Raw genomic sequence first — 19231 nt, 5'->3', positions numbered from 1 at the left:
GAGTCTTACTTCTCGTTGGCTTCGATTGCGGCGTAGATCGCCTCGGTGCGGGCCTCGTAGCCCTGTTTGACGGCGTCGGCGAACTCGGCCGTGAACTCGTTCACCCGGCCAAAGAAGGCGCGGCCCGACTCGGTTGAGTTGACGAGGTGCGCGAGGGCAAAGCCGCCCGCGACACCGGCGGCGACAAGGGCGACGGAACGAACAACGTTTCGCATGCTGTGGAAGGCTCCTAGGACGGGATGCGGGGCGAACTACTTGGTGCGCTTGCGGCGCTGCGGCTTGAGGGCGCGGAAACCGGCGGCGGCCGCCGCCGAGAACCCGGCGAGTTTGATGAGCGGGCCGCCGACCGTGGCCGCGGTGAGCGCGACGAGCGAATTGACGTTGCTCGTGGTTTCGTGCACCTGCTCGGTGATCGCGTCGACCTTCGCGAGCTGTCGGTTCGTCTCGCGCATGGTCTCCTGCGTCTCGACGAGCGTCGGCGTGATGCTGTCGACCGACTCGCCGACGCCGCGCCGAACCTCGTCGAGCACGCGCCCGAGCTTGATGATCGGCACCGCCAACAGGGCCACGAGCACCACGAACGCGCCCGCAGCGATGAGCCCGGCGATGTCACCACCTGACATAACGAAATCTCCTGAACGACGGCGAAAGTTGCGAAAACGGAAGAGAGCGGACCGCCGCAAGGCGATCCGCTCTCCATGCTAGCGGGCGGTCGGAGTGCGACCGGAACGACTAGCGGCCCGAGTAGTACTCAACCACGAGCTGCACGTCGCAGGTGATGGGCACCTCGTCGCGCTTCGGGCGACGCACGAGCTGCGCCTGGAGCTTGTCGAGCGAGACCTCGAGGTAGCCGGGAACCTGCGGGAGCACCTCGGCGTGGCCACCGGCGGCGGCGACCTGGAAAATCTCGAGCTCCTCCGAGCGCGGCTTCACGCCAATGGTCTGGCCGGGCTGCACGCGGAACGAGGGGCGGTCGACGATCTTGCCGTCAACGAGGATGTGGCGGTGCACGACGAGCTGGCGGGCCTGGGCCGTGGTGCGGGCGAAGCCGGCGCGGAGCACGAGCGCGTCGAGGCGCATCTCGAGGAGCTCGACGAGGTTCTCACCGGTCAGGCCGGCGGTGCGGCGGGCCTCACCGAAGACGATCTGGAGCTGCTTCTCGCGGAGGCCATACTGCGCCCGAAGACGCTGCTTCTCGCGAAGGCGAACGGCGTAGTCGCTGTCGGTCTTGCGGCGGGTGCGGCCGTGCTCACCGGGAGCGTAAGGACGCTTCTCCATGAGGCGCGCGGCCTTGGGGGTCAGTGCGACGCCGAGGGCGCGCGACAGGCGCACCTTCGAGCGGGTACGGGACTTCTTCGACACGAAGTCTTCCTTTCTCATGTTCGTATGACACGCGTGAGCGTGCAGACAAGTTGCTCTCCGCCTCTCCCTGTGGACGAGGCGTCAAATGAACCGGCCTAGCTTACCACGGCTCGGGCAGCTATGCGCCCTCGCCTCTGGTGATTCGGCGCAGCTTCTCGAGGCGCGACGAGATCTCCCGCTCCCAGCCGTGCTCCGTCGGTGAGTAGTACACGCGATCACGCAGCGGGTCGGGCAGGTACTGCTGCTCGACGACGCCGAGCGCGTCGTCGTGAGGATACGCGTATCCCTTGCCGTGCCCGAGGCGCTTCGCGCCCGGATAGTGGGCGTCTCGCAGATGGGTCGGCACGCGGCCCGAGCCGCCCGCCTTGACGTCGGCGATCGCGGCGTCGAGCCCGACGTACGCGGTGTTCGACTTTGGCGCGGTCGCGAGGTAGACGGTCGCGTTCGCGAGCGGGATGCGTCCCTCCGGCATGCCGATGAGGGCGACGGTGCTCGCCGCCGCCTCGGCGATGACCATCGCCTGCGGGTCGGCCATCCCGATGTCTTCCGACGCCGAGATCATGATTCGGCGCGCAATGAACCGAGGGTCCTCCCCCGCGACGATCATGCGCGCGAGGTAGTGGAGTGCGGCGTCGGGGTCGGAGCCGCGGATCGACTTGATGAACGCCGAGATGACGTCGTAGTGCTCATCGCCCTGCTTGTCATAGCGCAGGAGCGCCTGGTCGCTCGCGCTCTCGACGTCCTCGGCCGTAATCGAGGCGTGCTCGGCCGCCTGCGCGCCGCCCGCGGCGGCCTCGAGGGTCGTGAGCGCACGACGCGCGTCGCCGCTCGCGAGGCGCACGATCGCCGACTTCGCGTCGTCGTCAATCGTCACGGCTCCCGCGAGTCCGCGGGGCTCCGCGACGGCTCGGTCAATGAGCGTCGCCAGGTCGGCGTCGTCGAGCGACCGCAGCGTGAGCAGGAGCGAGCGCGACAACAGCGGGGAGATCACCGAGAACGAGGGGTTCTCGGTCGTCGCGGCGACAAGCGTCACCCAGCCCTGTTCGACACCCGGAAGCAGCGCATCCTGCTGTGCCTTCGTGAACCGGTGAATCTCGTCGAGAAAGAGCACGGTGCCCTCGTCATAGAAGTCGCGCTGCCGCAGCGCCTCCTCCATCACCCCGCGCACGTCCTTCACTCCCGCGGAGATTGCGGAGAGTTGCACGAACCGTCGCCCGCCCGAGTGCGCCAGCGCCTGCGCGATCGTGGTTTTCCCGGTGCCGGGCGGACCCCAGAGAATCACCGAGGTGCCGGCCGACTCCGCGGGAGCCGCGCCGGCGAGCCGCCGCAGCGGCGAGCCGGGGCGCAAGAGGTGTTCCTGCCCCACCACCTCGTCGAGGGTGCGGGGCCGCATGCGCGCGGCGAGGGGCGCCGCGCCATCGCCGCCGCCGAGAGTCAGCTGGTCAGTCATCCTGGTTAATGTTAGTAAGCTCGTTGGGTCTATCGCCCAGCTGAAGGAGAACCGTGGCCGAGAACGCGAAGGAACTGCGTCGCCGCCAGCGCGAACACGAGGCACGAGTGGTCGTGCACGACGTGCAGACCGACCGCCGCCGCACCGACAACCGCCGCGGCATTATCGCCCTCATCGCAGTCGCGGTTCTCGCGATCGGCTCCCAGGTGGCGTACTCGGCGACCGGCGGGTTCGAGCGCAACCCGCTCGCGGAGTCGACGCCCGGGGCATCCGAGACCGCGGCCCCCGCCGCGACCGTGCCCGCCGCAACCCTCGCAGAAGACCGCGACTGGACCGGCACGATCTCGCTCAACGGCGGCGAACTCGAGCTCGGCGTGACGATTGATGGCGCGAACGCCCCGCAGGCCGCGTCGAACTTCATCGATCTCGCGCAGAAGGACTTCTACGACAGCACCGACTGTCACCGCCTCACGACCGACGGCCTCTACGTCCTGCAGTGCGGCGACCCGACGGGCACCGGCACCGGCGGCCCCGGGTACGAGTTCGGGCCGCTCGAGAACGTGCCCGAGGACGGCGTCTACCCGGCCGGTACGATCGCCATGGCCCGGTCGAGTGCCGAGGACTCGATGGGCTCGCAGTTCTTCATCGTCTACGAAGACACGGAGCTGCCGGCACCCGGCTACACCGTGTTCGGCCAGGTGACGAGCGGGCTCGACGAACTCAAGTCGCAGATCGTCGAGCAGGGCGTCGACCCCTCGACCGGTGCGACGACCGACGGAGCGCCGCTCGCCCCGGCGACCATCAGCGACATCACCCTCGAGTAGGCGCGGGCGCCGTGGGCGCCGCATGCAATACCATGGCAACCGTTGCCAACGGCTTTCGCGAGCCGCCATTCCATCGATGATGATCAAGGAATCTTCCACCATGACTGGACTGCCCGAACACCCCTTTGGCCGCGTCGAGGAGGACGGGTCGGTTTTCGTGACCGAGGACGGACAGGAGCGCCAGGTCGGCCAATACCCCGATGGCACTCCGCAGGAGGCGCTCGACTACTTCGTGCGCAAGTTCGATGACCTCGCCGCCCAGGTCAGCTTGCTCGAGCAGCGTTCCCGTGCGGGCGCGAACTCGAACGACATCGCGCGCTCGGTCGCGGCCCTGCGCGGCCAGCTCGATGGCGCTGCCGCGGTCGGCGACTTCGCATCGCTCCGTGGCCGACTCGATGCCTTGAAGGGCGAGGTCGCCGAGCTGAGCGAGAAGCAGCAGGCCGAGCACCGGGAGGCGCTCGGCGAGGCCCTCGCCTACCGCGAGACGATCGTCGTCGAAGCAGAGCAGCTCGCGGCACAGGACCCGGCCTCGATTCAGTGGAAGCAGACCTCGGCGAAGGTCGAAGAGCTGTTTGCCCGCTGGCAGGACCACCAGAAGACCGGCCCGCGCCTGCCGAAGGGCGACGCCAACGCGCTCTGGAAGCGGTTCCGCGTGGCTCGCACGACGCTCGACACCGAGCGCCGCAAGTTCTTCGCGCACCTCGACACCGAGCACCGCGCCGCGCGCGACGCGAAGCAGTCGATCATCGAGCGCGCCGAGGCACTCGCGCCGAAGGGCGCCGATGGCGTGCCCGAATACCGTCGCCTGCTCGACGAGTGGAAGACGGTCGGCCGCGCGGGCCGCAAGCACGACGACGCGCTCTGGGCGAAGTTCAAGGCTGCGGGCGACGTGCTCTACCAGGCGAAGGCTGAGGTGGATGCGCGCGACGACGAGGAGTACCAGGAGAACCTGACGCTCAAGCTCGCTATCCTTGACGACGCGAAGCCGATTCTCGACCTCACCGACCGTCGCCAGGCGCGCGAGCGCCTCAACCAGATTCAGGACCGCTGGGAGGCGGTGGGCCGCGTTCCGCGCGACCGTTTCCGCGACGTCGAGGAGCAGCTGCGCCGCATCGAACAGCACGTTCGCAAGCTCGACGACGACCACTGGGCCAACTCGAACCCCGAGAAGCAGGCACGCCAGTCGGGCATGGCCTCGCAGCTCCACGAGGCAATCGCGCAGCTCGAGTCCGAGGTCACCGAGGCCCGCGCCTCGGGCGATGCCAAGCGCATCAAGGAGGCCGAAGAGGCCCTCTCGGCCCGACAGGCCTGGCTGCGCGCGGTCGAAGGCTAGCGACCGGAACGCGACGGAACGACTCGGCGCCGGGCTGTGGACAACACGGCCCGGCGCCGAGTCAGTTGCGGCAGGATGCGGGGTATGCGCGATGTCATGCCCGCTCCGCTTACGGAGTTCTCGGCCGCCGAGCTCCACGCGATGTGGCGCGGCGGCGAAATCGCCCGCTACGGCATCGAGGGGTACGAGTTCTTCCTCGGGCTCGACGAGGTGCCCACCCTCGTCGATCGGGCGCGCAGCCTGCTCCCCGTGCACCGCGCAGGGAGAATTGTCGTCGGCCGTGCGGCCGCCTGGGTCTACCTCGGCGGCCCACCCCCGGCCGAAATCGAGATCGCGCGCCGCAGCTGGCGCGCCGAGCTCGCACTCGTGCGCGTGCGGCCCCGCTTCGGCAGGTACGCACCGAGCGAGGTGCGACACGTCGCTGGCATCACACTGACGACGCCGCGCCAAACCGCAGCCGACCTGCTTGCCGCGGGTCAGCGGAGGTTAGCGCTCGAACTCGTTGCGGCCCTAGCCGTTGTGCACCCGATAGACGTCATAGATGCCGTCGATCTGGCGCACGGCGCCGAGCAGCCGGTCGAGATGGGTCGTGTCGCCCATCTGGAACGAGAACTTTGAGATCGCGACGCGCTCGCGCGACGTGTGCACGGTCGCCGAGAGGATGTTCACGTGGTGTTCGGAGAGCACCCGGCTGATGTCGCTGAGCAGTCCGCCGCGGTCGAGCGCCTCGACCTGAATGTTCACGAGGAAGACGGCCTTCGAACTCTCCGCCCACTCGACGTCGATCATGCGCTCGGGCTGCTGTTTGAGCTCCGTGACGTTGCGGCAGTCGCTGCGGTGCACCGAGACGCCCTGGCCCCGGGTGATGAACCCGACGATCTCGTCGCCGGGCACGGGCGTGCAGCACTTGGCGACCTTGACAAGGATGTCGGGTGCCCCGCGCACGAGCACGCCCGAGTCGCTCGTGACGGGCTGGTCGATGGGGCTGCCGGTGATCTGCCGGTCGCCGAGCTCCGCATCGACATCCTGGTCGCTCGTCAGCTCGTGCTGAATCTTCTCGATGACCGACTTTGCCGAGACGTGGCCCTCACCAACCGCGGCATAGAGCCCCGAGACGTCGACGTAGCGCAGCGTCGACGCGACGGTCGCGAACGCCTCCTGCACGATGTCGCGACTCATCGGCATATTCACCTTGCGCATCTCTTTCGCGACCTGGTCTTTGCCGAGCTCAATCGCCTCGTCGCGGCGCTCCTTCGAGAACCACTGGCGGATCTTGTTCCGGGCGCGCGGCGACGCGACGAACGCGAGCCAGTCCTGTTTCGGCCCCGCGTCGGGGTTCTTCGAAGTGAAGATCTCGACCGTGTCGCCGTTCTGCAGTTTCGTCTCGAGCGGCACGAGCCGGCCGTTCACCTTCGCGCCCATCGTGCGGTGCCCGACGTCGGTGTGAATCGAATAGGCGAAGTCGACCGGCGTCGCCGACTGCGGCAGTCCGATCACCTTGCCCTGCGGCGTGAAGACGTAGACCTCCTTCGCGCCGATCTCGAACCGCAGCGAGTCGAGGAACTCGTCGGAGTCGCTCGTCTCCTGCTGCCAGTCGTTGATGCGCTCGAGCCACGCCATCTCGCTCGTCGAGCTGCGCCCCGAGGCCTGCTGCCCCGTGCGGATGTTCTGCTTGTAGAGCCAGTGTGCCGCGACGCCGAACTCGGCGCGCTGGTGCATCTCGTGCGTGCGGATCTGAATCTCGACCGATTTACCGTCGGGCCCGATCACGGTCGTGTGCAGCGACTGGTAGAGGTTGAACTTCGGCGTCGCGATGTAGTCCTTGAACCGCCCCGGCATGGGCGTCCACCGCGCGTGAATGGCACCGAGTACGCCGTAGCAGTCACGCACCGTATCCACGATGATGCGAATCGCGACGAGGTCGTAGATCTCGTCGAAGTCGCGGCCGCGCACGACCATCTTCTGGTAGATCGAGTAGAGCTCCTTCGGGCGGCCGTGCACCTCCCCCTTGACGCGCAGCTCGCGCAAGTCGGCGCGAATCGACTTCATGACTCGCTCGAGGTAGCGTTCGCGCTGCGGTTGCCGTTCGCGCACGAGGTGCTCGATCTCGGAATAAATCTTCGGGTGCAGCACGGCGAAGGAGAGCTCCTCGAGCTCGTTCTTCATCGTCTGAATACCCATGCGGTGCGCGAGCGGCGCATAGATCTCGAGGGTCTCGGTGGCCTTCTTCTTCGCCTTTTCGGGCGGCATGAAGCCCCAAGTGCGCGCATTGTGCAACCGGTCGGCGAGCTTGATCACGAGCACGCGGATGTCCTTCGACATCGCGACGATCATCTTGCGCACGGTCTCGGCTTGCGCCGCGTCGCCGTACGTGACCTTGTCGAGCTTCGTCACGCCGTCGACGAGCATCGCGATCTCATCGCCAAACTCGTTGCGCAGGCGCTCAAGCGAGTAGTCGGTGTCTTCGACGGTGTCGTGCAGCAGGGCGGCGGCAACCGTCACGGGGCCGATTCCGAGGCCGGCGAGAATCTCCGCGACCGCGATGGGATGCGTGATGTACGGCTCACCGCTGCGGCGGAACTGCCCCTCGTGCGAACGCAGGGCAACCTCGTAGGCGCGCTGGACGAGGCCGACGTCGGCCTTCGGGTCGTGCGTCCGCAGCAGCCGCACGAGCCGTTCGATCGCCGGTGCCGCCGCGGACTTCGTAAAAATCCGCGGCACCAACCGACGCATCGACAGCGAAGAGGTCGACTCGCTCATCCGCCCGCCTTTCTTCGCGCCCGCGACTTCGCGGGATACCTAGAATTGCGAGTTTATACCTGAGCGCCGTCGTTCTCGCGCTCCGGGCGGGCCGGCTTGTCGTCGTCCTCGTCATCGTCGTCCTCGACGTCGGGAGCGATCCCCGCGTCGCGTCGGCGACGGATCTCCGCATCCGTTTCGAGGACCTTCGGTTCCCGCGACCGCAGGCCGGCGTAGAGCGGCCCGGCGAGGAAGATCGTCGAGAGGGCACCGACGAGAATGCCGATGAACAGTGCGAGCGAGATGTCGAGCAGCGTGCCCGCGCCCATGATGAATGCGCCGACGAACAGAATCGCCATGACCGGCAGGAGCGCAACCACCGAGGTGTTGATGGAGCGCACGAGCGTCTGGTTGATCGCGAGGTTGATCGACTCGGCGAGCGTGCGAGGGCTCCCCGGTGCGTAGTTCTCGGTGTTCTCGCGCACCTTGTCGAACACCACGACGGTGTCGTACAGCGAGTAGCCGAGAATCGTCAGAAAGCCGATCACGGCGGCCGGGGTGATCTCGACGCCCGTGAGCGCGTAGACGCCCGCCGTCACGATGAGGTCGTGGAACAGCGCGAGGATGGCCGCGAGTGCCATCTTCCACGTGCGGAAGTAGAACGACATGAACGCCGCCGCGAGCACGAGGAACACGACAACGCCGATGATCATCTGGCGCGTGATGTCGGCGCCCCACGAGGGGCCGATCGTCGACACCGCGACCTCGTCGACCGAGGTGCCGTACGCCTCGGCGAGGTCGGCGCGCAGCGCGGCGTTCTCTTCCTGCGTGAGCGAGTCGGTCTGTACGCGCACCGAGCCGTCACCGAGCAGCTGAACGCGCGCGGGAGTCTCGGAGTACTCGCTAGCCGCGTCGGTCGCGAGCTGCTGCTCCTGCGTCGCGGGAGCGCTCACCTGGAACTCGGAGCCGCCCGTGAACTCGATGCCGAAGTTGAACCCGCCGCGAATGAATGGGGCCGCGAGCGACACGAGAATCAGCAGTGCCGCGATGAGGAACCAGGTCTTGCGTCGGGCGACGAAGCCAATCGAGGTCTCGCCGGTGTAGAGGTCATTGCCCCACTTGGTGAAGCGCTTCATCACTTGTCTCCCTCTGCGGCCTGGGCTGCCTTGCGCTCCGCGAGCGATTGGCGGCGCTCGGCCTCCTTCGCGGAGGCCTTCACCTTCGACTTCGACACGCCCTTCGCGCGGCGGAACTCACCGCGGCCGCGGTATGCGGCACCGAGCGCGCGCGGGTCGAGGCCCGAGGCGGGGTGCCCACCACCGAAGAACTTGGTCGTCGCGAGCAGGCGCATGAGCGGATGCGTGAACATCGTCACGACGAAGAGGTCGATGAGCGTCGTGATGCCGAGCGTGATCGCGAAGCCGCGCACGTTGCCGACCGCGACGAAGAACAGCACGATCGCGACGAGGACGTTCACCGCATCCGAGGCGAGGATCGTGCGCACGGCACGCGACCAGCCGCGCTCAACCGCCGAGGGCAGGGATCTCCCCTCGCGCAGCTCGTCCTTGATGCGTTCGAAGTACACGATGAACGAGTCGGCGGTGATACCGATCGCGATGATCAGGCCCGCGACGCCGGCGAGCGAGAGTCGGTAGCCCTCCTGGTTCGACAGGAGCGTGACGATCAGGTACGCGACGACCGCGAGGATCACGAGCGACGCCATCGTCACGAGCCCGAGAATGCGGTACTGCAGCAGCGAGTAGATGAGCACGAGCAGCAGACCGATCGCGCCCGCGATGAGGCCGGCCTGGAGCTGCCAGGTACCGAGGGTCGCCGAGATCGTCTGGGTCGACTGCGTCTCAAAGCTGAACGGGAGTGCACCGAACTTCAGCTGGTCGGCGAGGTCCTTCGACGTCTGCTCGGTAAAGCTGCCGGTGATCTGCGCCTTGCCGTCGGTGATCACCGCGTTCGCGGTCGGCGCGACGATGACGTTGCCGTCGAGGGTCACGGCGAAGCGCGACCGCACCTGGTCGGGCATGCCGGTCGTCGGGTCGGGCGTTGCGCCGATCGCGACGAGGCGCTCGGTGACCGCGCGGAACTGCTCCGTGCCGGTGCCGTCGAACTGCAGGTTGACGCCCCACTGGCCCGTCGAGACGCCCTGCTGGTTCGTCACCATGCTCGAGCTCGCGTCGGCGATGTGCTCACCCGAGATCTCGACCGGGCCGAGCACGAACTTCTCGGTGCCCGTCGTGTCGCACGCAACCATCGGCTCGTCGGGGTCGGCGACCTCGGTCTCGTTCATGACGTCGGCGCAGTCGAACGCGAGGAAGTCGGCGAACAGCTGGTCGGTGAGCTGCACGACGTCCGAGGCGTCGGTCGGCGACGCGGTGGGCGTCGCGTTGAAGCTCTCCATGCCGAAGTCTTCGGGCTTCACGACCTGCGTGTTCGACGCCGAGTCGGTGTAGAGCACAGGCCGGAACTCGAGCATCGCGCTCGATTCGATTCGGTTCTGCGTCTCCGCATCCATCTCGCCCGGCACCGAGACGACGATGTTGCTGCCGCCCTGGGTCGTGACCTCGGCCTCGGTGATGCCCGACGCGTCGACGCGCTGGCGGATGATCGAGGCGGCCTGGTTCATCTGGTCGCCAGAGGGCGCCGCGGCGCCCTCCTGCAGCTTCGCGGCGAGGACGACCTGGGTGCCGCCCTCAAGGTCGAGCGCGAGCTTCGGGGTGAGCTGACCATTCTGGAACGCGACGGAGGCCCAGTTGAGGCCCGCGAGCACGATCAGCACGATGCCGAACCAGAGCAGGGTTGATTTCGCTCCCCGCACGGCTTGCGAGGATCGTTTCGAGGATGCCAAGGAGAAGGTGCCTTTCACTCGGCGCGAACGCGCCGGGAGCGGTGGTTAGAGCTTCGGCTTACCGTCGGCGTCGTCGGCCGCGTCGGTGTCCGTCGAGCCAAGGTCGGCCGATTCAGCGTCGGTCGCGTCAGCGTCAGTCGAGTCGGCGGCGTACGGGTCGCCAGCGTGCTCGTCGTACGCGCCCGTGAGCGAGTCGTTGTCGTCGAGCGCCGCGTCGTCGTCGGTGAGCGCCGAGGCGTCGTCGGGCACCGTCGGGGTCACGACGTTGACGATCGTCGCCGAGTGCACGCGCAGCACCGTACCGGGGCCGCTCTCGATCGTCGCGACGTTGTTGTCGGTGTCGACCTCGACGATCGTGCCGTAAATACCCGCCTGCGTCATGACCTCGGTGCCGGGCACGAGCTGCTGGCGCATCTCCTGCTGCTGCTCCTGCCGCTTCTTGTTGCTCCGCCACATGAAGATCATCATGACGACGAGCAGCAGCAGGGGTAGGACGAGCATGAGATCCATAGAGAGACTCCAGAAGTTCTAGTTGTGGGGTGGGAAGTCGCGACGGACACTGCGTCCGATAAACGTGACGATTATAGGGCACCCGGCCGTACGCCCAGGTGGTCGTAGGCGGCGGGGGTGGCGATGCGGCCGCGCTGCGTGCGGGCGATCAGGCCCGTTCGTACGAGGAATGGTTCGACGACGGCTTCGACGGTGTCGGGCTCTTCGCCCACCGTCACCGCGAGCGTGCGCACGCCGACGGGGCCGCCCTCGAAGCGACGGATGAGCGTGTCGAGCACGGCGCGGTCGAGCCGGTCGAGCCCGAGGTGGTCGACGTCGTAGAGCGTGAGCGCGGCGCGCACCGCCTCGTCATCAAGTTCGGTCTCGTGCACGAGCGCGTAGTCGCGCACGCGCCGCAGCAGCCGGTTCGCGATACGCGGCGTACCCCGCGATCGCGAAGCGAGCAGGTCGAGTGCGCCGTCGCGCGCGTCAAGTTCGAGCAGCCGCGCCGTGCGGGCGAGCACCCGCTCGAGCTCGCCGTCGCTGTAAAACTCGAGGTGGGCGGTAAACCCGAATCGGTCGCGCAGTGGCGCGGGCAGGAGCCCGGCGCGGGTCGTCGCGCCGACCACCGTGAACGGTGCGAGCTCGAGCGGCACCGACTGCGCCCCGGCGCCCTTGCCGACCATGATGTCGATGCGGAAGTCCTCCATTGCGAGGTACAGCATCTCTTCGGCTGTGCGAGCCATGCGGTGAATCTCGTCGATGAAGAGCACCTCGCCGGGCACCATGCTCGACAGCACCGCCGCGAGGTCGCCGGCATTTTGCAGCGCCGGGCCGGAGGTGAGTCGAAGGGCCTGGCCGGTCTCCCCCGCGACAATCATCGCGAGGGTCGTCTTGCCGAGGCCGGGCGGGCCCGCGAGCAGGATGTGGTCGGGGGTCCGCCCCTGCAATTCGGCTGCCCGCAGCAGCAGGTGCAGCTGCTGCCGCACCTTCTCTTGCCCGATGAACTCGTCGAGGAGTTTCGGGCGCAGGGTCGATTCGAACTCGAGCTCGTTCTCCCCCGCCTCGGCGCCGAGCGGTGACCCGGTCATCGGGCTCCCCCGAGCTCGCGCAGTGCGGCGCGCAACAGGGTCGACACATCGACGGTCGCGGCCGCGTCACCGGCAGCACGCTGGACCGCCTCCTGCGCCTGCTTCTGCGGCGTGCCAAGGCCCACGAGCGCCTCCACGACGTCGTCGCGCATCCCGCCGCCAAGCGCGGGCGCGGCGCCCGTCGCACCGGGGGCCGCCGCGACGAGCTTGCCCTTGAGCTGCACGACGATGAGCCGGGCGGTCTTCGGGCCGACGCCCGACACCTTCTTGAAGGCCGCGACGTCTTCGTCTTCGACGGCGGTCGCGAGCTGCGAGGGCGTCAGTTGCGCGAGCACACCCATCGCCGACTTCGGGCCGACGCCGGTAACCGAGGTGAGCCGCTCGAACACCTCGCGCTCGGCCGCGTCGCGGAAGCCGTAGAGCGTGAGGGAGTCCTCTCGCACGACAAGCGCGGTCGTGATGGTCGCCTCGGCACCCGTACGCAGTTCGAGCGCGTGCGTGCCCGTGACGAGCACCTCAAAGCCGACCCCACCAACCGAGATGACGACTCGAGTCGCCCCGACGTACGAGAGGGTTCCGGTCAGCTGAGAAATCACTGCTTCAGCGTAGGCGGCGACGGCCCGAGTTTGCGGCACGCTCGGCGGCGAGCCACGCTTCCTGCGCCGGTGTCGCGCCTCGCGACGGCGTCGCCTGACCGAGACCGGAGCCGTGGGTGCGCCGCTCCGGCCGCACCTGCGCCGCCGGCGACTGCCAGGCCGCACAGATCGCGAGGGCGAGCGCATCCGCCGCATCGGCCGGTTTCGGTGGCGTGTCAAGTCGCAGAATGCGCTGCACCATGCGCTGAACCTGCCCCTTGTCGGCGTTGCCGTAGCCCGACACGGCGGCCTTCACCTCGGAGGGGGTGTGGAGCTCGGCGTCGATGCCGCGGCGGTGGGCCTCGCGAATCACGATGCCGGTCACCTGCGCGACGCCCATGACGGTGTTGAGGTTGCGCTGCTCGGCGAACACTCGCTCGATCGAGACCGCGTCGGGTTCGTATTCGTCGAGGAGCCGCTCGACGGCCGTGCCGATGAGGCCGAGGCGCGGCTGAAGCTCAGCGTCGCTCGGTGTGCGAATGACCTCGACGTGCACGAGACCGACCCTGCGGGCGCGCTGCACGTCGATGACCCCGGCGCCACACCGCGTGAGGCCGGGGTCGATTCCGAGGATGCGCCGGGTCACGAGGGCCTCGGTCGCGGACTGCTCGACGCTACTCGGCGTCGAGCTGCTCCTGCACGTCGGCCGGAATTTCCATGTTCGTGAACACGTTCTGCACGTCATCGAGGTCTTCAACCGCGTCGATCACGGCGAGCACCTTCTTCGCGGTCTCGAGGTCGACGGGCACGAGCACGTTCGCGACGAACTCGGCCTCGGCCGACTCGTAGTCGATACCCGCCTCCTGCAGCGCCGAACGCACGGCGACGAGGTCACTCGCGTCAGTGCGCAGCTCGAACGCCTCGCCGTGGTCAATAACCTCTTCGAGACCTGCGTCGAGACCCGCGAGAAGAATGTCGTCTTCGGTCGGCTGGCCGTCCGACTGCGCGACCTCAATGACGCCCTTGCGCTCAAAGTTGAACGAAACCGAGCCCGGGTCGGCCATCGTGCCGCCAGCGCGCGTCACGGCGAGACGCGTTTCGGCCGCCGCACGGTTGCGGTTGTCGGTGAGGCAGTCGATAAGCATTGCGACGCCGCCCTGCGCGTAGGCCTCGTACATGATCGTGTCGTAGGCGACTGCTTCGCCCGTGAGGCCGCCGCCGCGCTTCACCGCGCGGTCGATGTTGTCGTTCGGTACCGAGATCTTCTTCGCGCGCTGGATCGCGTCGGCGAGTGCCGGGTTGCCGTCAGGGTCGGGGCCGCCCGCACGCGCGGCCACCTCGATGACCTTGATGTACTTCGCGAAGGCCTTCGCGCGCTTCGCGTCGATGACGGCCTTCTTGTGCTTCGTAGTTGCCCACTTGGAGTGACCCGACATTGGTTCTCCCTGATTCGATTGCGCTTGCTGAACGCCCTATTTTAGCGTCACGCCGCGGCACGACCGCTGAGCGGCGCCGCGGGCGCGCCGTCAGCCGGCGAGCAGGTCGGTGAGCACACGTTCGAGCGACACGATGTCGTCGAGCGCGGCGAGCTCGCGTGCCGAGTGCATCGAGAGAATCGGGATGCCGACGTCGAGCGTGCGAATGCCGAGGCGGGTCGATGTGATGGGACCGATCGTCGACCCCGAGGGGATCGAGTTCCGCGACACGAACTCCTGCACCGGCACGTCGACGCGCGCCGCCGCGGCCCGCCAGAGCTGCTCGCCGAGCGCATCCGTCGTGTAGCGCTGGTCGGCGTTGATCTTGAGAATCGGGCCCTTGCCCGCCCAGGGTCGGGTGTCGTCGTCGTGGTGGCTCGCGTAGTTCGGGTGCACCGCGTGGCCGACGTCGCTCGAGATGTTCCAGCTCGCGGCGTTGGCGCGCTGCACGGTCTCGAGGTCGGCGCCGAGCGAGGCGCGGATGCGCGCGAGCACGTCGGCGAGGAAGGGTCCGGCTGCGCCGCTGCGCGACGCCGAGCCGACCTCCTCGTGGTCGAAGGCGGCGAGCATCGGGATGCGCGACTCGGCCCCGCGCGCCGCGAGCAGCGCCCGCAGGCCGGCGTGCACGCTCACGAGATTGTCGAGCCGGCCCGAGGCGACGAGGTTGCCCTCGAGGCCGATGAGTTCGGGGGCCTGCGCGTCGACGACGAAGGCGTCCATCGCGACGACGGTGCCGGCATCGACTCCGGCGCTCGCCGCGAGTACATCGACGAGTTGCGGTGCCGATTCGAGCCCGACGATCGGGTGCGTGTGCTGCTGCCGGTCGAGCTTGAGCCCCTCGGAGTTCACGCCGCGGTCGAGGTGCACGGCGAGCTGCGGGATGCGCGCGACGGCCGACTCGGTTGCGGCGAGCACGACGCGCGCGTCGTCGAGCACGAGGCGGGCGCCGACCCGCAGGTCGCGATCGAGCCACGAGTTGAGCAGCGGCCCGCCGTACACCTCGACGTTGAGCGTCTGCCAGCCCTGTCGCGCCGTCTGCGCGGTCGGCTTCAACCGAAAGCCGGGCGAGTCGGTGTGGGCGCCGATAATCGTGACGGGCGCCGACGCCGCGTCGCGCTCCGGCACGACCCAGGCAATGACCGCGCCGTCGCGCACAACAACGTACCCGCCCGCCGCGAGCTTCCACTCATCGCGCTCATCGAGGCGCGTGAACCCCTCGGCGGTCAGTTGCGCCGCCACCGCCTCGGCCGCGTGGTAGCTCGTGGGCGACGCGACGACGAGGTCGCGAAGTTCGGCGAATGCGGCCGAGGCGGGGGTGGTCATGCAGGCTCCTCGAGTTGGTGGTCAGCGCGCTCCGGGCCCGGTGCGGCGGCCGACCGTGCGAAGGAAGTCGCGGTGCCAGCGCGCATCGCCGGTCACCTCGGGATGGAACGAAATGCCGAGCAGGTTTCCCTGCCGCACCGCGACGACCCGGTCGCCCGCAACGGTAGCAAGCGCGGTCGCCCGCGGCCCAACCTCAGTGACGATCGGTGCGCGGATAAACGCGACCGTGGCCGGTTCGCCCTCGAGTTCCGGCGCATCAACGGTTCCCTCGAACGAATCGAGCTGCGACCCGAACGCGTTGCGCTGCACCGTGACGTCGAGACCGCCGAACGTCTGCTGCCCGGGGGCCGCGTCGACGAGCCGGTCGGCAAGCATGATGAGCCCCGCGCAGGTACCGAAGACCGGCAGCCCGTCGGCGATCAGCCCGCGAATCGGTTCGGCGACCCCAAACGTGCGCGAGAGCTTGTCGATGGTGCTCGACTCACCGCCGGGCAGCACGAGCCCCTCGATCCCGTCGAGCTCGTCGGGCGTGCGTACCAGCCGCACGCTGGCGCCGAGCTGCTCGAGCATCCGCTGGTGCTCTCGCACGTCGCCCTGCAGCGCGAGCACGCCGACGAGCGGCGCGGGCGTCACCAGCCCCGCTCTGCGAGTCGGTGCGGCTGCGCGAGGTCGGCGACGTTGATGCCAACCATCGCCTCGCCGAGGCCGCGCGAAACATCGGCGATGACCTCGGGGCGCTCGTACAGCGTCGTCGCCTTAACGATGGCGGCGGCACGAGCGGCGGGGTTCCCCGACTTGAAGATGCCCGAGCCAACGAACACGCCGTCAGCCCCGAGCTGCATCATCATCGCGGCGTCGGCAGGCGTCGCGACGCCACCGGCAACGAACATCACGACCGGGAGCTTGCCGGTCGACGCGACCTCCTCCACGAGCGCGAAGGGTGCCTGCAACTCCTTCGCCGCGACGTAGAGCTCGTCCTTCGAGAGTGCCTGCAGCGCGCGGACCTCGGAGTTGATCTTGCGGATGTGCTTCATCGCCTCCGAGACATCGCCCGTGCCGGCCTCGCCCTTCGAGCGAATCATGGCGGCACCCTCGTTGATGCGGCGAAGCGCCTCGCCGAGGTTGGTCGCACCGCACACGAACGGCACGTCGAACTGCCACTTGTCGATGTGGTTCACGTAGTCGGCCGGCGAGAGCACCTCGGACTCGTCGATGTAGTCGACCTTGAGCGCCTGCAGTACCTGAGCCTCGACGAAGTGGCCGATGCGGGCCTTCGCCATGACGGGAATCGACACCTCCTCGATGATCGAGTCGATGAGGTCGGGGTCGCTCATGCGGGCCACGCCGCCCTGGGCGCGAATGTCGGCGGGAACGCGTTCGAGGGCCATGACGGCGACGGCGCCGGCATCTTCGGCGATGCGCGCCTGCTCGGGCGTCACGACGTCCATAATGACGCCGCCCTTGAGCATCTCGGCAAGGCCGCGCTTCACGCGGTCGGTGCTCGTGCTGGGGCTGGTGGAGGAAGTTGCTGAAGTGGTCATGTGATCCATCCTGCGAGGCCGATTGGCCTATTGAAAGATCCACTAATGATGGACTTTGATAGACCACTTGGGGGACAATTGCGTCATGCGCTCCCCCGAAATCGCCGAACTTACGGTGTCGCTCGACCGCACGCATCCGCTGCCGCTCCCGCAGCAGCTCGCGGGTTCGGTGCGGGCCCTCATCGACCGCGGCGTGCTCCGCGCCGGGGATGCGCTGCCGTCGTCGCGCGCCTGGGCCACGCGACTCGGGGTCTCGCGAGGCACCATCGTGACCGCCTTCGAACAGCTGATTGCCGAGGGATACCTCACGTCACAGACCGGTTCCGCCACCACGGTGAACCCAGAGCTCGGGCAGACGCACCCCGGTCGGCGCGGCGCCGCCCGAGCCTCCACCGGCACGGCCATGACGACCAACGCAGGCGGCCGCGCGACTGGCATGCGCCGCGAGCCCATCGATCTCCTCCCGGGCCAGCCCTCGACCGGCGCGCTGCGCACGCCCGCCTGGCGCCGCGCGTGGAGAAACGCGGCCGACGCCGAACTCACATCGCTGCCGCTCGAGGGAGACCCGCGATACCTCGCCGCGGTGAGCGAGCACTTTCGGCGGATGCGCGGGCTCACGCGCGCTGCCGACACCTTTCTCGTCACGGCCGGGGCCCGCGAAGGGCTCGCCCTCATCGTGCAGACGATCGCGGCCGAGCGAGCGGGCGCCGCCCCTGTACGAGTCGGCGTTGAGTCGCCCGGCTACCCGTCGCTGCGTCGCGTGCTCGCGCGCCTCGGATGCGAGCTCGTGCCGCTCGAGGTCGACCGAGACGGGCTCCGCACCGACCGACTCCCCCGTGGCGGGGAAAAGCCCGACCTTGTGATCGTCACGCCGAGTCACCAGTACCCGTTCGGGGGTTCGCTTCCCATCGCCCGCCGTCACGAGTTGCTCGCGTGGGCACGCGCCGAGCAGGTACTCATTGTCGAGGACGACTTCGATTCCGAGCTGCGCTACGTCGGCCAGCCGCTGCCAACTCTGACCGCTCTCGACCGCGCGGACGACGGCACCGTCGCGCTGCTCGGCACGTTCTCCTCAACCGTCGCGCCGACGATCGGCATCGGCATGCTAGGCGCACCGGCGCCGCTGCGACAGCGACTGCTCGCGACTCGCGCCGACCTCGGCACCCCCGTCTCCGCGGTGACCCAGCGGGCCTTCGCCGAGTACCTCGCCTCGGGCGAGCTCGCCCGGCACGCTGCGCGGATGCGCCGCAGCTACCGTCAGCGTCGCGCCGCCGTGCTCGCCGCGCTCGGCGACCTGCCCCAGGTGGAGGTCTCCCCCATGGACGGCGGCCTCCACGCCGTGATCCACACGCGGCGCGACGAGGCCGAGCTCATGGCGGCCTGCGAACGGGCGGGGGTGCGGGTGTCCCCCGGCGCGGCGTATTGGCGTGGTCCGATTGCTCCGACCTCTCCGGCCGCGAACAACCCCGGCGGCGGTGCCACCGCATCCGACACGGGCAGTATCGTCATCGGCTACGCGCACCTCTCGGAGGGGCAGCTGGCCGAGGGCCTCGCCCGGCTTCGCACCGCGCTCTAGCGAGGCGGGAGCCGGGCCGCCTGCCTAGTCGGCGTCCCAGCGTTCCGCGATCTCGGCGCGCTGGTCTCCGAGCAGCCGCGGCATCGGCTTCGTGCGGGCGATGATCGGCATGAAGTTCGCGTCGTACGGCCAGCGCGGCACGATGTGCTGGTGCAGGTGGCCGGCGATTCCCGCCCCCGCGACCTCACCCTGGTTCATCCCGATGTTGAAGCCCGCGACCCCGCCCTGATAGCGAAGCACGTGCATCGCCCGCTGCGTGAGGTGCGCCATCTCGAGCACCTCGTCATCGGTCGCCAGGTCGTAGGTCGCGATGTGCCGATACGGACACACGAGCAGGTGCCCCGTATTGTACGGGTACAGGTTCATCACGACGTAGCAGTGCTCGCCCCGGTGCACGATGAGCGCATCCTCGTCGGACTTCGCCGGCGCCGCGCAGAAGACACACTCGTGTCGCTCCGAGCGGTGCGGCGTGCCCGGCGCATCGAGGTACGCCATGCGGTGCGGCACCCAGGTGCGCTGGAACCCGTCGGGTACGCCGACGAAGTCGCCCTCGGGTTGCAGCTCGTAGGGCTCCGGACGCTCGTCGCTCATGG

Annotated in this window: 19 protein-coding genes and 1 pseudogene; 4 read left to right on the top strand and 16 right to left on the bottom strand. The window is 68.6% G+C overall.

Annotation, left to right across the window (positions count from 1 at the left end):
* Nucleotides 1–5: 5 nt before the first annotated feature.
* From G328_RS13630 to G328_RS0101055, 4 genes are all read right to left on the bottom strand, one after another.
* Nucleotides 6–215, bottom strand: coding sequence for a hypothetical protein (locus G328_RS13630; RefSeq protein WP_019617490.1), 210 nt, complete (start codon nt 213–215; stop codon nt 6–8).
* A gap of 36 nt (nt 216–251) precedes the next feature.
* Nucleotides 252–623 carry a DUF948 domain-containing protein gene (locus G328_RS0101065; protein ID WP_019617489.1) on the bottom strand — a complete coding sequence of 124 codons (372 nt, stop codon included), beginning with the start codon at nt 621–623 and terminating at the stop codon, nt 252–254.
* 109 nt (nt 624–732) lie between these two features.
* Nucleotides 733–1362 (bottom strand): 30S ribosomal protein S4, encoded by a 630-nt coding sequence (rpsD, locus tag G328_RS0101060; RefSeq protein WP_019617488.1) that lies wholly within the window; start codon nt 1360–1362, stop codon nt 733–735.
* 118 nt (nt 1363–1480) lie between these two features.
* Nucleotides 1481–2812 carry a replication-associated recombination protein A gene (locus G328_RS0101055; protein ID WP_019617487.1) on the bottom strand — a complete coding sequence of 444 codons (1332 nt, stop codon included), beginning with the start codon at nt 2810–2812 and terminating at the stop codon, nt 1481–1483.
* A 53-nt stretch (nt 2813–2865) separates the two neighbouring features.
* Between G328_RS0101055 and G328_RS0101050 the strand changes: the two genes are divergently transcribed.
* The 3 genes from G328_RS0101050 to G328_RS16440 all read left to right on the top strand — a co-directional run bounded on the left by G328_RS0101050 (nt 2866) and on the right by G328_RS16440 (nt 5587).
* A complete protein-coding gene (locus tag G328_RS0101050) occupies nt 2866–3636 on the top strand; it encodes a peptidylprolyl isomerase (RefSeq protein WP_019617486.1) in 771 nt (256 codons plus the stop codon).
* A 100-nt stretch (nt 3637–3736) separates the two neighbouring features.
* Nucleotides 3737–4969 (top strand): DUF349 domain-containing protein, encoded by a 1233-nt coding sequence (locus G328_RS0101045; RefSeq protein WP_019617485.1) that lies wholly within the window; start codon nt 3737–3739, stop codon nt 4967–4969.
* A gap of 84 nt (nt 4970–5053) precedes the next feature.
* Nucleotides 5054–5587: a hypothetical protein gene (locus tag G328_RS16440; RefSeq protein ID WP_154651492.1), complete on the top strand. Its 534-nt coding sequence runs from the start codon at nt 5054–5056 to the stop codon at nt 5585–5587.
* Here the strand turns inward: G328_RS16440 and G328_RS0101040 are convergent.
* The 11 genes and pseudogenes from G328_RS0101040 to pdxS all read right to left on the bottom strand — a co-directional run bounded on the left by G328_RS0101040 (nt 5480) and on the right by pdxS (nt 17071).
* The gene (locus tag G328_RS0101040) at nt 5480–7729 is read right to left on the bottom strand and encodes a RelA/SpoT family protein (RefSeq protein WP_019617484.1); all 2250 of its coding nucleotides are present in this window, start codon (nt 7727–7729) and stop codon (nt 5480–5482) included. The genes G328_RS16440 and G328_RS0101040 overlap by 108 nt on opposite strands.
* Before the next feature lie 53 nt (nt 7730–7782).
* Nucleotides 7783–8844: a protein translocase subunit SecF gene (secF, locus tag G328_RS13625; protein ID WP_019617483.1), complete on the bottom strand. Its 1062-nt coding sequence runs from the start codon at nt 8842–8844 to the stop codon at nt 7783–7785.
* Nucleotides 8844–10538 carry a protein translocase subunit SecD gene (secD, locus tag G328_RS0101030; protein WP_019617482.1) on the bottom strand — a complete coding sequence of 565 codons (1695 nt, stop codon included), beginning with the start codon at nt 10536–10538 and terminating at the stop codon, nt 8844–8846. The genes secF and secD overlap by 1 nt, the downstream gene beginning before the upstream one ends.
* A 75-nt stretch (nt 10539–10613) precedes the next feature.
* Nucleotides 10614–11069 (bottom strand): preprotein translocase subunit YajC, encoded by a 456-nt coding sequence (gene yajC / locus G328_RS0101025; protein ID WP_187325715.1) that lies wholly within the window; start codon nt 11067–11069, stop codon nt 10614–10616.
* Between the two features lie 80 nt (nt 11070–11149).
* Nucleotides 11150–12088, bottom strand: coding sequence for a Holliday junction branch migration DNA helicase RuvB (gene ruvB, locus G328_RS0101020; RefSeq protein WP_390295956.1), 939 nt, complete (start codon nt 12086–12088; stop codon nt 11150–11152).
* A gap of 21 nt (nt 12089–12109) precedes the next feature.
* Nucleotides 12110–12744 (bottom strand): annotated as a pseudogene (ruvA, locus tag G328_RS0101015) (Holliday junction branch migration protein RuvA); the annotation flags it as partial.
* A 4-nt stretch (nt 12745–12748) separates the two neighbouring features.
* Nucleotides 12749–13369 (bottom strand): crossover junction endodeoxyribonuclease RuvC, encoded by a 621-nt coding sequence (ruvC, locus tag G328_RS0101010; protein ID WP_019617478.1) that lies wholly within the window; start codon nt 13367–13369, stop codon nt 12749–12751.
* A gap of 28 nt (nt 13370–13397) precedes the next feature.
* Nucleotides 13398–14159 (bottom strand): YebC/PmpR family DNA-binding transcriptional regulator, encoded by a 762-nt coding sequence (locus tag G328_RS0101005; RefSeq protein WP_019617477.1) that lies wholly within the window; start codon nt 14157–14159, stop codon nt 13398–13400.
* A gap of 90 nt (nt 14160–14249) precedes the next feature.
* Complete coding sequence (locus G328_RS0101000) at nt 14250–15521, bottom strand: M18 family aminopeptidase (protein WP_019617476.1); 1272 nt, start codon at nt 15519–15521, stop codon at nt 14250–14252.
* Nucleotides 15522–15542: 21 nt separating this feature from the next.
* The gene (gene pdxT / locus G328_RS13620; RefSeq protein ID WP_019617475.1) at nt 15543–16154 is read right to left on the bottom strand and encodes a pyridoxal 5'-phosphate synthase glutaminase subunit PdxT; all 612 of its coding nucleotides are present in this window, start codon (nt 16152–16154) and stop codon (nt 15543–15545) included.
* Nucleotides 16151–17071, bottom strand: coding sequence for a pyridoxal 5'-phosphate synthase lyase subunit PdxS (pdxS, locus tag G328_RS0100990; protein ID WP_390295848.1), 921 nt, complete (start codon nt 17069–17071; stop codon nt 16151–16153). Before pdxS ends, pdxT begins: the two co-directional genes overlap by 4 nt.
* 76 nt (nt 17072–17147) lie before the next feature.
* On the opposite strand from pdxS, the gene pdxR reads away from it, so the two are divergent.
* Nucleotides 17148–18638: a MocR-like pyridoxine biosynthesis transcription factor PdxR gene (pdxR, locus tag G328_RS13615; protein ID WP_019617473.1), complete on the top strand. Its 1491-nt coding sequence runs from the start codon at nt 17148–17150 to the stop codon at nt 18636–18638.
* Between the two features lie 24 nt (nt 18639–18662).
* Here the strand turns inward: pdxR and G328_RS0100980 are convergent, their stop codons facing one another.
* Nucleotides 18663–19229 carry an HIT family protein gene (locus G328_RS0100980; RefSeq protein WP_019617472.1) on the bottom strand — a complete coding sequence of 189 codons (567 nt, stop codon included), beginning with the start codon at nt 19227–19229 and terminating at the stop codon, nt 18663–18665.
* Nucleotides 19230–19231: the final 2 nt, after the last annotated feature.

Source organism: [Zimmermannella] faecalis ATCC 13722, from assembly GCF_000381765.1.
GTDB classification, from domain to species: Bacteria; Actinomycetota; Actinomycetes; order Actinomycetales; family Microbacteriaceae; genus Gulosibacter; species Gulosibacter faecalis.
The sequence above is the reverse complement of the archived record's forward strand: the minus strand, read 5'-3'. Positions and strand labels throughout refer to the sequence as shown.

What these genes read in the sequence shown, in the direction of transcription:
- G328_RS13630 (WP_019617490.1), bottom strand. Translation starts at nt 215, where the DNA reads ATGCGAAACGTTGTTCGTTCCGTCGCCCTTGTCGCCGCCGGTGTCGCG.
- G328_RS0101065 (WP_019617489.1), bottom strand. Translation starts at nt 623, where the DNA reads ATGTCAGGTGGTGACATCGCCGGGCTCATCGCTGCGGGCGCGTTCGTG.
- G328_RS0101055 (WP_019617487.1), bottom strand. Translation starts at nt 2,812, where the DNA reads ATGACTGACCAGCTGACTCTCGGCGGCGGCGATGGCGCGGCGCCCCTC.
- G328_RS0101045 (WP_019617485.1), top strand. Translation starts at nt 3,737, where the DNA reads ATGACTGGACTGCCCGAACACCCCTTTGGCCGCGTCGAGGAGGACGGG.
- G328_RS16440 (WP_154651492.1), top strand. Translation starts at nt 5,054, where the DNA reads ATGCGCGATGTCATGCCCGCTCCGCTTACGGAGTTCTCGGCCGCCGAG.
- G328_RS0101040 (WP_019617484.1), bottom strand. Translation starts at nt 7,729, where the DNA reads ATGAGCGAGTCGACCTCTTCGCTGTCGATGCGTCGGTTGGTGCCGCGG.
- secF (WP_019617483.1), bottom strand. Translation starts at nt 8,844, where the DNA reads ATGAAGCGCTTCACCAAGTGGGGCAATGACCTCTACACCGGCGAGACC.
- yajC (WP_187325715.1), bottom strand. Translation starts at nt 11,069, where the DNA reads ATGCTCGTCCTACCCCTGCTGCTGCTCGTCGTCATGATGATCTTCATG.
- G328_RS0101005 (WP_019617477.1), bottom strand. Translation starts at nt 14,159, where the DNA reads ATGTCGGGTCACTCCAAGTGGGCAACTACGAAGCACAAGAAGGCCGTC.
- G328_RS0101000 (WP_019617476.1), bottom strand. Translation starts at nt 15,521, where the DNA reads ATGACCACCCCCGCCTCGGCCGCATTCGCCGAACTTCGCGACCTCGTC.
- pdxS (WP_390295848.1), bottom strand. Translation starts at nt 17,071, where the DNA reads ATGGATCACATGACCACTTCAGCAACTTCCTCCACCAGCCCCAGCACG.
- pdxR (WP_019617473.1), top strand. Translation starts at nt 17,148, where the DNA reads ATGCGCTCCCCCGAAATCGCCGAACTTACGGTGTCGCTCGACCGCACG.
- G328_RS0100980 (WP_019617472.1), bottom strand. Translation starts at nt 19,229, where the DNA reads ATGAGCGACGAGCGTCCGGAGCCCTACGAGCTGCAACCCGAGGGCGAC.